The organism is Pedobacter psychrodurus (assembly GCF_004331735.1).
In the GTDB taxonomy this organism is placed as follows: Bacteria; Bacteroidota; Bacteroidia; order Sphingobacteriales; family Sphingobacteriaceae; genus Pedobacter; species Pedobacter psychrodurus.
The window spans coordinates 24,346-40,858 of sequence record NZ_SJSO01000018.1 but is presented as its reverse complement, the minus strand read 5'-3'; the positions used below and the strand labels follow the sequence as shown (position 1 = coordinate 40,858).

Here is a 16,513-nt window from a genome sequence, read left to right as displayed (position 1 = left end):
TTCTATGTCCAGGTGTTTCCAGCCATGATTAATACCTGGCTTTCTTTACCATATTTAAGTTCGTTCAAGAAAGTTTCCATTCCATCTTGTAAAGGGATTAAGGCAATTCCCCTGCGTTGGTATTCTTTCTCCAATGTTGGCGAAACCATACCTGCGCCTTTCCATGGCCCCCAGTTAATGGCCATTACCTTGCCTTGAATTTTCTGTTTTAAGGCCCAGGCATATTTATCCATTACACTGTTTGCTGCGGCATAATCGGTTTGTCCGCGGTTTCCATAAACAGAAGCGATACTCGAGAACAGGATCACAAATTGTGTTTCTGGTCTTAATTGCTCAGCCAATACCCTTAACGGTGTTACTTTGGTGTCAAAAACACGTCCGAATGATTCAGAAGTTTTGCTATGGAAGAGTTTATCTTCCAGTAAACCTGCGCCATGTACTACACCATCAATACGGCCATAATCTTCGTAAACCTGGTTGATCAAACGGGTCAGTGCTTCTTCATCTTTAAGATCTAAAGATTCGTAAACCACAGTAGATCCACCTTCTTCTAAGGTTGTGATGCAACGTAAAATCTGGTTGTTTTTATAAATCCTGTTAGTTTCTTGCTCTATTTCTGCAGGTTTTTTAATTTCACCCTGTTTAATCACATATTGCCTGATCTCATCTTTGGTTTTCAGCGAAGAACTGGCTTCGTTTGCCGAAGCTATTGGATTTGCAGAACGGCCCACCAAAATATACCTGCAAGGATAATCTTTCGCAAAATGGATCATCAATTCGGCGGTAATGCCTTGCGCACCACCTAAAACCATCACTACTGCATCTTTATCCAAATGGATGTGTGCATCAGTTTCAGTGCTTAATTGATGAGGCACAAGCTCCATAATATGCCTTTTATGGTCGTTGTAAATAATCTCCGAAGGTTTATCCGGATTCAAGATCTCGTTTAAGGTAATATTGGTAATTTCATCAGGAGACATTTTTGTTTCCAGACTGATAAAACGGCATTTGGTATGCTCATATTCACGGTCTAAACTTTTAAAGAAACCCGAGTAACCCTGGTAATTTCTTAAGAAAGAGATATCCGATTGATCGTTAAAATACTGTTTGGTATCTGCAATTAGGTAAACCCATTTTACAGTATCAAAGTTTAGTTTTTTAATGGTTGCGAAATGATCAAGTATGCCCACTTTTTGCTGTGCTTCGAACATGTTCAAAATGATGAGTCCCTGGTAGCCATCCAATGAATCTTCAAAGCTCACCAGATCGGCAATGGCGCCATGTTTCTCCAGAACTTTCTTGATTTTAATCGCTTGCCCGCCACCATCATTGGTTAAGGCAAAACGCTGACCTTTTAAAATGGCTGCTTCTGTAACGGTAAGCGCAGCAGGAGTTAGCTCAAATCTTAAACGGGATAATTTTTCTTTAGCCGTTTGATCATCGATGCTCTCCTCAATAAGCTTTTTTGCTGCTGTAAGCACCTCCGAGCTTTCTGCTTCAACATCGGCAATCCAGTTAATCAGGGCATTTAAGGTTTTGATTGCGGCCAGTTTTTCCATTAAATCATCAGCCTGGTCGCCTTGCGAACCAAATCCGATTTTTTCTTTTAAAGAGGCGATAATTTCCATCCTTTTAATCGAATCAATACTTAAATCCGCTTCAAGATCTAAATCCATGCCCAGCATTTCTTTTGGATAGCCGGTTTTTTCACTCACCACATCAAGAATGGCCGATTTTAACTGATCTAATGAGAATTTCGTCTGTTCAGGCTGACTTGTTGGCATCGCTACCGGAGCGGACGCACTAGGAGCAGCTGGTTGAGTAGTGTTTTCTTTAATCCAGTTTACCAGGCTGCTTAAGGTTTTAAGGCCGGCAAGCTGTTCCATAATTTTATCTTCTGGAAGGTTTAGTTGAGAAAAACCACCCAATTCGGTGCGTAAAGCACCAATAATTTCTACACGTTTAATCGAATCGATACTTAAATCGGCTTCAAGATCCATTTCCATGCCCAGCATTTCTTGTGGATAGCCAGTTTTATCGCTCACAATTTGCAAAAGCACCAGTTTTAAGTCTTTTTGTGCAATTACTGGCGTAATTTCGATAGTTTGCGCTTGTGGTACTTCCTGTTTTATCGTAATCTGATTTTCAATACGGACAGGTTGAGGTGCCTGATATGATGTTAAAGGTTGACTAATGATTTGCGAAGGCATTGCAGGTGCCTGTCCTAAAAAGGAAAGCATCACATCGCGTTGTGCTTGAATCAACATTTTCATGCTGTGCAGATACTCCTGCATCATCAAATCTTTAGCTGAGCCATTAACCTGTTGATTTTCAGTTGGTGTAGAGGTGTTATTCATAAGGATAATCGGTTTAGTGATAGGGGAGGCACCATTTGCCGGAAGTTTACCTGTTGATGGAACAGCATGTTGGCCGTTCACGTACCAGATTGCCGGACTTTTTTTATAAATTGAAGGTTCATCCAATTTGATGACTTTAACTGAACGGCCTTCGAATAATTTTTCGAGCTTGATTTCGCGGCCAGTTGCCATATAACCCGCCAGAGTACCCAACAAATTGCTGAGTTTGTTCTGACCTTGATCTTCGGTGTGTAAAATCACTTCGTCTTTGCCGATGCAAGCTTTGGTTAAACCGCTTAACACCTTGCCAGGGCCAACTTCTACGAAAACCCTGGCTCCGGCAGCATACATATCCCTTAGTTCTTCAACAAAAAGGACAGGTTTTATCAAATGGTCGGTTAAACGTTCTTTAACTGCTGCAGCTTTAACAGGGTATTCTTTTGCCGTAGTGTTAGACCATACCGGGATTGTAAGATCATTAAAGTTTACACCTGAAAGCACTTGCTGGTAAAGCTGTTTCGATTTGGCCACCAAAGGGCTATGGAATGCGCAGGCTACTTCAAGCGGACGGAAAGATATTTTGGCTTCTTTTAAAACTGCCGCTAATTGGCCAATAGCTGCAGTGCTACCTGCAATTACACATTGTGTTGGCGCATTAAAGTTTACCGGATACACATCTTTGATGTCGCCCAGGTATTTGGCAAGGTCTTCTTGTTTTGCACTTACAGCAAGCATAGTACCCGGATCACCGTTTTCTACTGCATTTAAAATAGATTTTGCTCTTTCTGCGCTTAAGTGAACCAAAACTTCTTCATCAAAAGCACCTGCAAAACAAAGTGCAGGCAATTCGCCATAACTATGGCCAGCAACCATATCAGGCAAAATGCCCAATGATTTTAAGAAGTTAGCTATCGCCAGATCAACAATACCCAATAACGGTTGTGCCATGCGGGTATCTTTGATGCGCTCTTTTTGTGCTTTTGCATCAGCATCATTAAATACTGTATTTGGAAAAAGGACTTTTTCGTATTCAGGATAAGCTTTCAGGAGTTTTCTCATTTCTGGAAAAACAACGAAAAGATCTCTTGCCATATTTACCCTTTGGCTACCTTGACCTGGAAACATAAAGGCTACCTTGCCCTCCTGTTTTTGGGTAAGGTAAGTGTCTTTACTTTCTACGCCAGATAAAACAAGGTCGATTTTCATCACCAGATCTTCAGCATGATTGGCAACGATGCTTAATTGAACAGGTTTTGTGTCAGCAGTTGCCAGGCTATAGGCAATATCTTTTAGTTCGATCTGATCGTTCAGTTCTAAAAGGTTTTTTACGGAGATTATACGTGTTTTAGCTTCCTCATAAGTATCTCCTCTGAAAACAAAAAGCTCAGAAGGCCACGATTTTAAGATCGAATTTTTGCTTTCGGTATTTTGAGCACTTTCTAATACCGCATGGAAATTTGTTCCGCCAAAACCAAAAGCACTTACGCCAGCATATCGTTTTTCTTCCATCCATAAACCAGCCTCGGTATGGAAAGCAAATGGACTGGTTTGGGCATTGTAGAAACTATTTGGTGTTTTTAAGTTGATTGTTGGGGGTTTAATGCCATGGTAAACCGAGAGTGATGCTTTGATTAAACCTGCAATTCCGGCGGCGCATTTGGTATGGCCAATCTGCGTTTTTACGGAGCCTAAATGTGTTTGTCCGGCGATAGCGCCTGATTGGTTGAGCATATCGGTCAGCGCGCTGATTTCTGTTTTATCGCCAACTACAGTACCTGTACCGTGTGCTTCTACTAACCCGACCAGTGATGGGGTAATTCCTGCCTGGCTATAAGCCCTTTCCAAAGCATTTACCTGTCCGTTTTTGCGTGGAGCAGTTAAACCAAGACTTTTGCCATCGCTTGAGCCACCAACGCCTTTAATGATTGAGTAGATGGTATCACCATCACGCAAAGCATCGTCATATCTTTTTAGCACGATCATGGCAATACCTTCGCCAAGTGCAATTCCATCTGCTTCGGCATCGAAAGTGGCACATCTTCCTTTTTTAGAAAGTGCGTGCGTGCTCGAGAACATCAGGTAATCGTTAATACCGTTATGCAGATCTGCTCCGCCGGCCAAAACCATATCCGATTTTTCTAAAAATAACTCCTGACAGGCCAGGTCAATTGCTGCCAAAGATGAAGCGCAAGCTGCATCAACCGTATAGTTTCTGCCGCCCAGGTTTAACCTGTTGGTGATCCTGCCCGAAATCACATTCGCCAAAATACCCGGGAACGAATCTTCTGTTGTTTTTGGTAATACAGCATCTACTTCTGCTGGCATTTCGCCAAAAACCTGTTTGTAAAAACCTCTAAAACTATAGCTGTTGGCGAGGTCGTTTCCACCTTCGGCACCAATAATTACAGATACATTTTCATTGTCGACACCACCATCAGCATAACCTGCATGTTGCATGGCTTGTTTGGCCACCATTAAGGTGAGCAATTGGGTAGGCTCTATGGCCGCAAGCGATTGTGGCGGAATACCAAATTCTAAAGGATCAAAATCTATCCTCGGGATAAAACCGCCCCATTTAGAGTGCGACATATCGCCTGCAGTAGAATCAGGATTATAATATAGCTCTTTATTCCATCTTTCATCTGGTACTTCGGTTACCGAATCTTTACCCAAAATGATGTTGCGCCAGTATTCTTCGAGGTTTTTGGCCCCAGGGAAAATACAGGCCATACCCACAATGGCAACATCCAGTGCTTTGGCTTTATTTTCAGGAGGTGAAGAAAGTGTGGCGTTTAAAATATGTGAATAGTTATTGTCGGCTACATCTTGATGAAGATCGAGCAATGACATCACTTCTTTATGCATCGGTGCAATCTGACCGATCATGTACATACCCAGATCAGTTTGTTCAGCTTCATCGATTTTTACCAGTTCATCGCCGCGTCTTTCAATTCCTTTTGCAGCTATGCGTAAACGACCAACATTTAGCGTTTCCAGTTTTGCCCAGATTTCTTTTTTATCCATTCCTTCTACCTGAAGTTTCTTTTTTTCCTCATTAAAGAAAGTGGCAAATGAAGAATTTAAACACCTGGTTTCGTGTCCAGGGGCAGTTTCGAGCAAAACAGTTTCGTTCGCCTGCATTGCTTCCTGTTGGAATTTATCTAAAATGGCACCAGTACTTACTGCTTCTTTGGTATATAAGTATGCGGTGCCCATTAATACGCCGATTTTCATTCCTTTGGCTGCCAAAGGAGCAGCCATTACTGAAATAAAAGCTGTAGAAAAAGCATCATGAATGCCACCAGCAAAGAAAACACTGATGCTTTCGGGATTTTCTTCTTTTAATAACCGTTCGATCTGTTTTTCCCACAGTACCATGCTTGATAGTGGACCAACGTGACCACCACATTCGCGCCCTTCGAATACAAAACGTTTAGCACCTTCTTTTAAAAACATATCTAAAAGAGAAGCGGATGGCACATGCAGAAAGGTTTTAATCCCTGCTTTTTCAAAAGGTTTAGCCTGCGATGGTCTTCCTCCAGCAATTAACAAAACTGGAGGTTTTGCATTTAATATATATTCCTGTTGCTCATCTCTAAGTTCCTGTGGTGCAAAACCTAAAATGCCTACACCCCAGGTTTTCTCGCCCGCAAGCTTTTTGGTTTCATCAATCAGGTTTTTTGCTGATGTTCCTTTTAATAAGGATAACGCAATAAATGATAAGGCACCAGCTTCCGAAACGGCATCAGCAAATGGTGCGACATCGCTTACCCTGGTCATTGGTCCCTGCGCAATAGGATAGGTGATATTTAAATCTTTAGCCAACGAATTGTTTGCCTTTATGATATTGATGGCTTTGGCTTGTTTTAAATGACCGTAAATGGCTTCCTTTATGCCGAAAACTAATTTATCGAGTTTTTTGTATTTGCTAACCAGGTCAATAGATAAAGCAATATCCTGACCCATTGGAAGATAGTTTGTTTCCAGATCGTAACCTTTAAAATATTGCTGAAGACCTTTGTAGTCAATGTTTTCAGCAAGGGCAGGCGAATTTGGACGGGCCAATACGCGGCAGTTATCGATCAGTTTTGTTTCTGTTCCGCTTAATTTGCCGCAAATAACTTTTAATTCTTCAGGAGCCGAACATTCAGGGAATAATGCCAGTTGACTATCTAAAATAATTCCTTCTGCTCCTTGGGCCATTAAGGAAGCCGCGGTATGGATGCCTACACCACCCTGAACCCAAACCGGAATGGAAGTAATTGCTTTAATAATCCGCTGAAAAAGCACAAAAGAAGATTCGTATGCTACACGGCCAGCACCTTCATTTCCTTTTACTACAATTCCATCTGCGCCGTTTGCTTGTGCATTTAATGCCGACTCCAGATCAAAAACCTGATAGATGATTTTTGCTGATGTTTTACGTGTTAGCGCAAAATCGTAAGGTGTGATAATTAAACTTACTTGGGTAGGAAGATCAATATCAGCTATTTCTGCAAAGTTGATACTTACACCGAAATCGGAGATACCCAAAGCTATAAGCGATTGAATGGCATTTTCGGCGTCAACTATGCTATGTCCAAGACTGAGAACCGGAAAGCAATCTGCTTTTTGTAAATTGGAAACCAATCTACTATCAGGGATTTCGAAGGGCGTTACTCCAATAATGGCGTGTTTGTTCATGGCTTTAGATTTTGATTCTACTTCTTCTGTTTGGTGGATGATTTAAGCGGAACATAATGGTTCTTTATGTCGGCCGTAATACGCAATAACACAGCTTTTTAGCGCTGAAGATAGTGTGTATGATTAATTAGACTAAGATACGACTTGATTAAGTCAAATTGTTTTAAAAGTTTATAAATGAATGAACTGAACAAGCGCTTTAAAAGCAATCTGTTTTTCATTCAAAAATGAATTTTATGAACAAAATTCTCAATAATAATTTCAATTATACTTCCTTTTATAGTTTATTTATATTTTAAATACAAAAGAAGGTGCCCCACATTGGGTTAATATTAATAATGGGTTAATTTATGAATTTATTTTTGTAATTGCTTGATTTGTTATTCTTTAAGTTCATTTTTTTTAATTTTTTAGCTAAAAAATATTAAATTTTTATCCGTTTTAGTTTAAGGAATAGCGTTTTTAATATGATATGATCGCGTTTGTCTGTATTGAGGATTTTTAATTTAGAATTGCTGAATTTTTTTTGGCATTCTAAATTGTCTAATTGTGTATGTTTAATTAGTATTTAATATTTCGTATTTGTTGTTTTTTATATTTGATGAGGAGATGTTTCGGAATAAAAAATGCTTAAATTCTAAATCATCTGTTCATTATCGTTTTAAATGAAAATTGTTTTTATATATTCGTATGATAATCGTCTTTATGACGTTTAATTAGCCAGATTTCAAATTTTATGAGAAAACGATCTGAATGGATAAAACCTTTGAACCAGATTGTGCACCAAATCCAAACTATATGAGCATTCAAAAGTTTATTAAGCCATTTGTTTTTCTTGGTTTAATGGCCAATCTGTCACAAGCACAGGAAAAAACCAGTTACAAATTCGATTTCGGACCTGGAAAGGTTGCTAAAGGCTATACACAAATTTTACCTAACGATGCTTACAGTAAAGAAAAAGGCTATGGTTTTGATTTTGATTCGAAAGTTGAAGGGATAGATTATGGTCGGAAGAATCTTTTAACTTCAGATCTGGTTAAAAGCAATAAACCATTTTATTTTTCGGTTGCGGTTCCTGAAGGTAATTACAAAATCACGGTAACACTTGGCGATCCGAAGGGGGCAACGTTAAGCACGATAAAAGCCGAATCGAGAAGGTTAATGCTCGAAGATGTAAAAATCACAGCGGGGCAATCGCTAACCAAAACATTTATTGTAAATGTTAAGGATAAACACATTGCTGGTGGGCAATTGGTTTCGTTAAAGCCACGCGAACTTACCAAACTTGATTGGGATGATAAGTTGACTTTAGAATTTGATCACCAAACGGCACTACAAGCCCTTGAAATTACCAGGGTTGATGACCAGGTTACTGTTTTCTTAGCGGGGAACTCGACGGTGGTGAATCAGGATGATGAGCCATGGGCATCGTGGGGGCAAATGATTCCACGTTTTTTTAAACCAGGGGTTGCCATTGCCAATCATGCCGAATCGGGATTAACACTGGGTTCGTTTTTAGGAAGCAAACGATTAGCGAAGGTTTTAAGTGTGATGAAGCCTGGTGATTATTTGTTCATCGAATTTGGACATAACGATCAAAAAGATAAAGGTCCAAACGATGGCGCTTATAAATCGTACACCGAAAGGTTAAAAACATTTATTTCAGAAGTGAAGAAAAAAGGAGGAATCCCGGTTGTGGTTACCTCAACCAGTAGAAGATCTTTTGGCCCGGATGGAAAAATTGTAAACTCTCTTGGCGATTTCCCTGCTGCAGCACGTAAAGTGGCCGGGGAAGAAAAAGTTGCTTTAATTGATCTGAATGCCATGACCTCGACTTTGTTTAATGCTTTGGGCGAGGAGCCATCGAAAAAAGCCTTTGTTCATTATCCTGCTAATAGTTATCCTGGTCAGGATAAGGCATTGGCCGATAATACGCACTTTAATCCTTATGGTGCTTATGAAATTGCACAATGTATCATCTTGGGGATTAAAGAACAGAAACTGGGAATTGCCAAATATTTGGTAGATGATCTGCCAAAATTTGATCCTGCAAAACCAGATAACCCGGCAGATTGGCATTGGCCGGAGAGCCCCAAAAGTAGTGTGGTTAAGCCTGATGGGAATTAAAATGAGAGGTAACTTAATTTTACTATTAACTTTTATTGGTTTTTCTTGTTTCGGACAAAAAAAGCCTGTGATTGAAGTTTATCTAATTGGTGGACAGTCGAATGCAACTGGTCAAGGATATTTGTCCAATATGGATGATTCGATGAAAGTTGATCATAGGGTTTTGATTTATCATTCAGGAAAAGCCCATCTTAATAGTAATTTTTCACCTAATCAATGGTTTCCATTACATGCTTCATCAGAATCGCCCGACCGCTTTGGTCCAGAACTGGGTTTTGGATCACAATTACAAAATCTTCGTCCAAAAGCTCGTATCGCCATTATAAAACATGCACATAGTGGTACCAATCTTTATGAACAATGGAATCCGGGAAAGGATCGAAAGGATACATTAAACCAAGGTTTGCAATATAAAGTATTTATGAGTACGGTTAAAACTGGATTGGATAGTTTAGTCAAACATGGTTATCAACCTGTTATTAAGGGCATGTTGTGGCAGCAGGGCGAATCCGATGCTGATAAAGGTGGGGAAATAAGCAAGAGTTACGGTAAAAACTTGAAGCAATTCATTACTCGGGTCAGACAAGATTTAAAAACAGTCAATATGTTGTTTGTTTACGGTTATGTTTACCCACCACCGAATAAGAGTATAGCAATAGATGAAGTTCGAACCGGACAGCGTGAAGTGGCATCGAGCGCTAAAACATCATTATCTGTCCGTAATGCTTATGTGATAATCACTGATGATCTTAGCCAGAGGGCGAATGATAAAAATACGCATTATCCAAAAGATCATATTCATTTTGGTACCAACGGGACATGGGAACTGGGATTAAGAATGGCCAAAGAGATGAATAAACATTTAAAATAGACCATCATTCAGCAATGAAAAAAATAATTACCCTTGTATTTTTTGCCATCTTATGCATCACTGCTTTCGGACAGGCAATCTTACATCCATTCAGCTTAAATGAAGTCCGTTTGCTCGATGGACCTTTTAAACAAGCGCAGGAAACCGATAAAGAATACATGCTATCGCTAAATGCAGATAGGCTTTTAGCTCCTTATTTGAGGGAGGCAGGATTAAAACCCAAAGCAGCATCTTACGGAAACTGGGAAAACACGGGTTTAGATGGGCATATGGGTGGACATTATTTGTCGGCCCTGGCTTTAATGTATGCTTCAACTGGCGATACAAGGGTGAAAGAGCGGATGGAATACATGATTGCTGAACTGGATAAATGCCAGGTAAAAAATGGTGATGGCTATTTGGCAGGTATCCCAGGGGGAAAAGAAATCTGGAAGGAGATTAAAGCAGCCAACATTAAGTCGTCAAGTTTTTCGCTGAATGGAAAGTGGGTGCCCTTGTACAATATCCACAAAATTTACGCAGGTCTTTACGATGCTTATGCGGTTGCAGGCAATGCAAAAGCAAAGCAGATGCTGCTCAAACTAACCGACTGGTGTGTAGATCTGGTTTCCAATTTATCCGATCAACAGGTGCAGGAACTTTTGAAAAGTGAGCATGGTGGGTTGAATGAAACGTTCGCCCATGTTTACGCAATAACGGGTGATCAAAAGTATCTTCAATTGGCCAAGCGGTTTTCGGATCAATCTATTCTAAATCCATTATTGAAAAACACGGATGCTTTAAACGGCTTGCACGCAAATACACAGATTCCGAAGGTAATCGGCTTCGAGGAAATTGCTTTGCAGAATAAAGATGCCGATTGGGCCAACGCCGCCGCTTTCTTTTGGAAAACTGTGGTCAAGCATCGAACGGTAGCCATTGGTGGAAACAGCGTGAGGGAACATTTTCATCCGGCCAATAACTTTTCATCAATGATCGAATCGCGTGAAGGGCCCGAAACCTGCAATTCTTACAATATGCTGAAGCTGACCAAACAGTTGTTTTTGGCTGCTCCTTCAAATACTTACCTCGATTATTACGAACGGACACTTTATAATCATATCCTTTCTTCGCAACGGCCAGAAGGTGGTTTTGTATATTTTACGCCGATGCGACCAGGGCATTACCGTACTTATTCGAGTCCACAGGAAAGTTTTTGGTGCTGTGTAGGTTCAGGGTTGGAGAATCATGGCAAATATGGAGAGTTGATTTATGCCCATAGCACGAATGATCTTTATGTAAATCTTTTTATCCCCTCTGCCTTAAACTGGAAAGAAAAAGGTATTCAGCTTACGCAGCAAACACTTTTTCCTGATGCAGAAAATACCACACTTAAACTTCAGGTAAAGAACAAGCAGCGTTTTGCTTTACATTTCCGTCGGCCATCTTGGGTTGAGCCTGGAAAAATGACTGTTTTGGTGAATGGAAAGAAAGTAACCGCTAAAAGCGAAACCAATGGTTATGCCACTATCGATCGTGTTTGGGATACTGGTGATGTGATTAACATTTCCTTACCGATGCACACCTCTACGGAGTTTATGCCAGATGGTTCTGATTGGGTAGCCTTTCTCCGTGGTCCGATTGTACTTGCTGCAGCGATGGATACTTTAAATCAACCTAATTTAACAGCCGATGGCAGCAGGATGGGGCATATTGCTTCAGGATCATTATTCCCGATCAGCGATGCACCACTCGTTACAGGAACTAAAAACACCTTAGCAAACGAAATTACATTGACTGATAAAAACAGTTTAACCTTTAGTGCTCAAAATGCGATTTATCAGTCAAAATACAAATCTTTAAAACTGGTTCCTTTTTATACTTTGGCCGAAAAGCGATATGTGGTATATTTTCCTTACAGTAGCACAGAGGCATTGCCAGAGCGCGCAAAAGCAATTAAGGTAGCAGAAGAAGCGCAGATGATGATTGAGCGCCAAACGGTCGATCTGGTTAATACAGGTGAACAACAACCAGAATCGGATCATAATTTTAAGGGTGAGCAAACCGATAACGGAACTTATCAGGAAAGACATTTTAGAAATGGAAAAGGGTGGTTTAGCTATGTGCTTAAAAACAAAGATTTATCTGCAAATAAACTGAGTTTAACTTATTTCGGAAAGGAAAAGAATAGAAACTTCTCTATCCTGATCAATGATGTTGCAATTGGAAATGTAAAGCTAGATGGGAGCCAAGGTGATACTTTTTATACACAGCAATACACGATTCCGAAAGCGCTGTTAAAAGCAGATTTAGAAGTGAAATTTGTTGCTGATCAGGGATCAGCTATTGCGAATATATATGAGGTGAGGTTGGTGAAATAGTTGGTTGACGTCCTTTTTCCCCATGGTCTGTGTACCCACAAACCACAAGAGATAAAAGTGTCATTGCGAGGCACGAAGCAATCTTAAGGCGGTAGCTACGTTTTATTATTTACTGAAATGCACACCCATAGTTGTAGGATTGCTTCGTGCCTCGCAATGACGGATAATTGCCAAGCATGATGTATGCTGAAACAAGTTTAACATGACGCGCGAGGGGATTTATGTAAGTGGTCTGTGGAGACACAGACCACGGAGACCAATTACTTCGCTTTCTTAACGCCTTCAGAAGTCATTACCACACGTTTCATCGTTCCATCACTGTTATAATTCAGGTAATCGATACAAACCGAGCGCCTAAAGCTACCTCCATCGTTATTAATAGCGCCATTGTGATAAACGAAATATGATTTGCCTTTAAAATCGATAATCGATTGATGGTTCGTGTTAGAATTCCCGGCAATTTCATTTAAAATACCTTTATACTCCCAGGGGCCATTGATGTTTTTACTCATGGCGTATACAATTTTCTCCGGGAACTGTGAGGCATATGACAAATAGTACCATCCTTTGCGCTTGTGTACCCATGGTGCTTCTGTAAATTCGGGCAGATTAACCTTCTGGATTGGCCCGTCCAATTCGATCATGTTTTTTTTCAACTTGGCGTAATAACATTGTTGATTGCCCCAAAATAAATAAGCCTGACCATCATCATCAATAATTACGGTAGGGTCGATATCATCCCAACTGATTTTAACATCTGTGGTCATGTCATTCGTGATTAAAGCTTTTCCAATCGCATCTTTAAATGGGCCTCTTGGATTATCCGCCACTGCCACACCGATTGATTTTCCATGGATAGTACCATGGGTAATGGCTACATACCAATAAAATTTACCATCTCGTTCAATCACTTGCGAAGCCCAGGCATCATCTTTTGCCCAGGCAAAATCTTTTACATTAAGCGGCGATTTATGTTCTTTCCAGGTAACCATATCTGCTGACGAATAACACAACCACTCGTGCATTTCGTAGGTGTTTTTTGGTTTTGGTGCTACATCATGCCCGGTATACAGATAAACCGAATCGCCATAAACATAAGCAGCCGGATCGGCAGTGTATTTATCGGTAATAATTGGATTGCCTTTAGCTACGATGACTTTCTCTTGTGCTTTGATGGTGAAATGAACAATTGAAAGCATTAAAACTGATCCGTATATTTTAAAATTCTTCAACATATTATTGATTTAATAAGGTTTTTAATTCTTTTGCTTTAATGGTAAGGATGGTTCCGTGTCGTAACCCTTTTGGTAAAGAGATTTTGTCAGAAACATCAACCCAGTTTTTTAGATCTGTAGACTGGATTGCTCCATATTTATGATCGCGGTATTTATCGAAATACACCATCCAGTTATTACCGATTTTTAAGGTTGTTGGCCCTTCGGCCCAATAATTTCCCGTAATCGGATTTCCTGCCTTGCTGTAAGGGCCAATCAATTGATCGGCATAAGCCATTTTGATGTTCTTTTGAGCTGGTTCGCGGGTTTCGTCTTTTAAAAACATGATAAACTGTTTGCCTTCTTTTACGATAGTGGCATCGATTACGTTAAATCCCGGATCGTAAAGTAGTTTGGTTTCAGAATAGGTTTTGAAATCTTTAGTTGTGACGTAATACATTCTGTGGTTGTAGCCGCTTTCTTCAGTTGATGCTGTTTCATTAAACTTATCTTTAATGGTTGTAGCCCAATAAATCATATAGGTTTTGGTGCGACTATCGTAGGTGATTTCGGGTGCCCAGGTGTTCCTGGCTCCATCTTCTTTAACCATAACAGGCAAAAACTGTTGTTCGCTCCAGTTAACCAGGTCTTTCGAACTGGCATAGCCAATACCTTTATCTTTCCAGCTCACTGTCCAAACCATGTGAAATAAGCCATCAGCCCCACGTATAATGCAAGGGTCTCTCATCAGTTTATCTTTGCTTACAGTAGGAGTAAGGAATGATTGATCATTTTTAAGTGCTGTCCATTTGTAGGCATCGTTACTATAAGCCAGGTGCAAACCATCTTCGCCATTACCTTTAAAATAAGCAAAGAGATAAACCTCCTTTTTAGACTGTGCTTCAGCATTAAAAAATGCTGATAGCAACAACACGGAAAGGCATATTAGTTTTTTCATGATCTTTAATTTATTCTATAACGATTACAAATCCGCCAAAAGCTTTCATATTTATTTTTAGATCAGCGTTTGGCGTCATTTCCACTCGAGTAAACGAAAGTGGCTCGTCGCCATCGGTAATCAGACTTGCCTTTTTGCCTTTATATTCAGCCATATCGAAGGTAACTGTTTTTGTACCTGCTTCTCCATTTATCCCGGCGATGTACCATTTTGAGCCAGCTTTACGTGCCATCACTATAAATTTACCTGGATAACCATCAATCAGCTTTGTATCTTCCCAGCTTGATGGAAAGGTTTGTAGGAACGATTTAACATAACCTGGTACCGTAGCCATTCCATCGGGCGATTCGGCCAGGTGCTGAACCCCAGATTGGAAAATTACTGGCAGAGCCAATTCGAAGGCGTGGGTAGTTTTACGTTTAATATTTGGAATTTTAGACAGGTTCATTGGTGTAAAATCCATCGGATCGAAGATATTCCTGGTGAACGGAATGGTGGTGACGTGTAAAGGCTCTTCGTTGGCATTATTCTGATCAAAAGTGATGAATTCCATACCCTTGATCGATTCCATGGTCACTAAGTTCGGGTAGGTACGTTGCCATCCTCTTGGTAAAGTTGCCCCATGGCAGTTTACATTTAAACCGAATTTGGCCGCATCTTCGAAAAGTTCGAGGTAATAACGGATCATTGATTGGCCATCACCGCCAAAAAAATCGACCTTGATGCCTTTAATGCCCATTTTTTGCAATAAGGCAAATTCTTTTAAGCGGTTTTCATGAGTGGTTAGTTTATTCTTTGGCGTATATTTTACGGTGTTCCAATCGCCAGCAGAATTGTACCATAGCAGTAGACCAACATTTTTCGATTTAGCATAATCAGTTAATTGCTGCATTTTTTCATATCCGATTTTGGTATCCCAATCCACATCAATCAGGCAGTATTCCCATTTCATATCAGCCGCGAAATCGATGTATTTTTTCTGGATGTCGTAGATGATTGAATTGTCTTTTAACATGATCCAGCTCCAGGAAGCCTTCCCTAATTGAAACAGATGGGGATTAATATCTGCTTTAGCAGGAGCAGCTAAATCTGTACCTAAAGTAGATTCGGTTATTTTTTTAAGGCTTCCAACTGCAATTACGCGCCAAGGGGTGTACCATGGCAAGATAGATTCGGGATTTACATTTTGGTTGGTAAAAGCTTCTCGCGCATCAGGAAAACCGATTTGATAATTCCCTTCTGGAGAATTTTGCTTTAAGCGTGTAGCACAATAACTGCCATCCAAACCCACTTCAGTAACCAATAGCCAGGTGTCTTTGTAGTTGAAAAGCGCCGGATAAACCCAGCCTGCTTCGGTTGGCGCAGGCGTACCTACACTGATCTCTTTTTGATAATGTTCTTCGTAAGATGGATTGGTGCTTTCCCAACCGGTTTTGGCTACCGACATGGGTTGCATCCATGCTTTTGTACTTTCGAAGAAATGAAAAGCTGTTTTTTCTTCGGTGATTTTTTTAAGTTGCGTATCGGCATCAGGGAAATAATAACGGAAAGCTATACCATCATTCGAAACCTGAAAAATAATATCCATCTTTTTTGAAGATGCATTTTGCAGGTGTAGAACTCTTTTGTTAGCCAGGTATTGATTGTTTAACCTTTTACCATTTTTTAAGGTATAATTGTCTTTAACCAGTTCATTTTTAGAAACCGATAACATAGAAAGGTTTTTGGCGAAATCGGCATCTTCACGGATTATACCCAGTGCAGAATTTGCCAATACAGGCACATTTTTTCTGTTTATGGTATAAAAAATCTGTTTGTCTTTTAGAAAAACAGAAACACTCAGTTCTTTATCCGGGCTTTTTATCTCATAGCCGGTTTGTGCTTTAACTATTTGGGTAGCCGAAAGCAATAAGAGGATAATGCTTTTGATTTTGTATTTCATG

The 16,513-nt window shown here is 40.1% G+C and carries 7 protein-coding genes; 3 read left to right on the top strand and 4 right to left on the bottom strand.

Annotated elements, in window-relative coordinates; all coding sequences use genetic code 11:
• Positions 1-2: 2 nt before the first annotated feature.
• Positions 3-7,040, bottom strand: coding sequence for a type I polyketide synthase (locus EZ456_RS18560; RefSeq protein ID WP_131532714.1), 7,038 nt, complete (start codon positions 7,038-7,040; stop codon positions 3-5).
• A 753-nt stretch (positions 7,041-7,793) separates the two neighbouring features.
• On the opposite strand from EZ456_RS18560, the gene EZ456_RS18555 reads away from it, so the two are divergent.
• From EZ456_RS18555 to EZ456_RS18545, 3 genes are read left to right on the top strand one after another with little or no spacing between them, the layout of a single operon-like run.
• Positions 7,794-9,167, top strand: a complete 1,374-nt coding sequence (locus EZ456_RS18555; RefSeq protein ID WP_225876569.1) for a rhamnogalacturonan acetylesterase — start codon at positions 7,794-7,796, stop codon at positions 9,165-9,167.
• 1 nt (position 9,168) lies between these two features.
• Positions 9,169-10,038, top strand: a complete 870-nt coding sequence (locus EZ456_RS18550) for a sialate O-acetylesterase (RefSeq protein WP_165501376.1) — start codon at positions 9,169-9,171, stop codon at positions 10,036-10,038.
• Between the two features lie 14 nt (positions 10,039-10,052).
• A complete protein-coding gene (locus EZ456_RS18545; RefSeq protein WP_131532710.1) occupies positions 10,053-12,398 on the top strand; it encodes a glycoside hydrolase family 127 protein in 2,346 nt (781 codons plus the stop codon).
• Positions 12,399-12,658: 260 nt separating this feature from the next.
• On the opposite strand, the gene EZ456_RS18540 is transcribed toward EZ456_RS18545, so the two are convergent.
• Genes EZ456_RS18540 through EZ456_RS18530 form a run of 3 tightly spaced genes read right to left on the bottom strand, consistent with a single transcriptional unit; the run spans position 12,659 to position 16,512 of the window.
• Entirely contained in the window at positions 12,659-13,633 is a 975-nt protein-coding gene (locus EZ456_RS18540; RefSeq protein ID WP_131532708.1) for a glycoside hydrolase family 43 protein, read from the bottom strand.
• A gap of 1 nt (position 13,634) precedes the next feature.
• Positions 13,635-14,570, bottom strand: a complete 936-nt coding sequence (locus tag EZ456_RS18535) for a glycoside hydrolase family 43 protein (RefSeq protein ID WP_131532706.1) — start codon at positions 14,568-14,570, stop codon at positions 13,635-13,637.
• A 10-nt stretch (positions 14,571-14,580) separates the two neighbouring features.
• Positions 14,581-16,512: a glycoside hydrolase family 97 protein gene (locus tag EZ456_RS18530; RefSeq protein WP_131532704.1), complete on the bottom strand. Its 1,932-nt coding sequence runs from the start codon at positions 16,510-16,512 to the stop codon at positions 14,581-14,583.
• Position 16,513 lies beyond the last annotated feature (1 nt).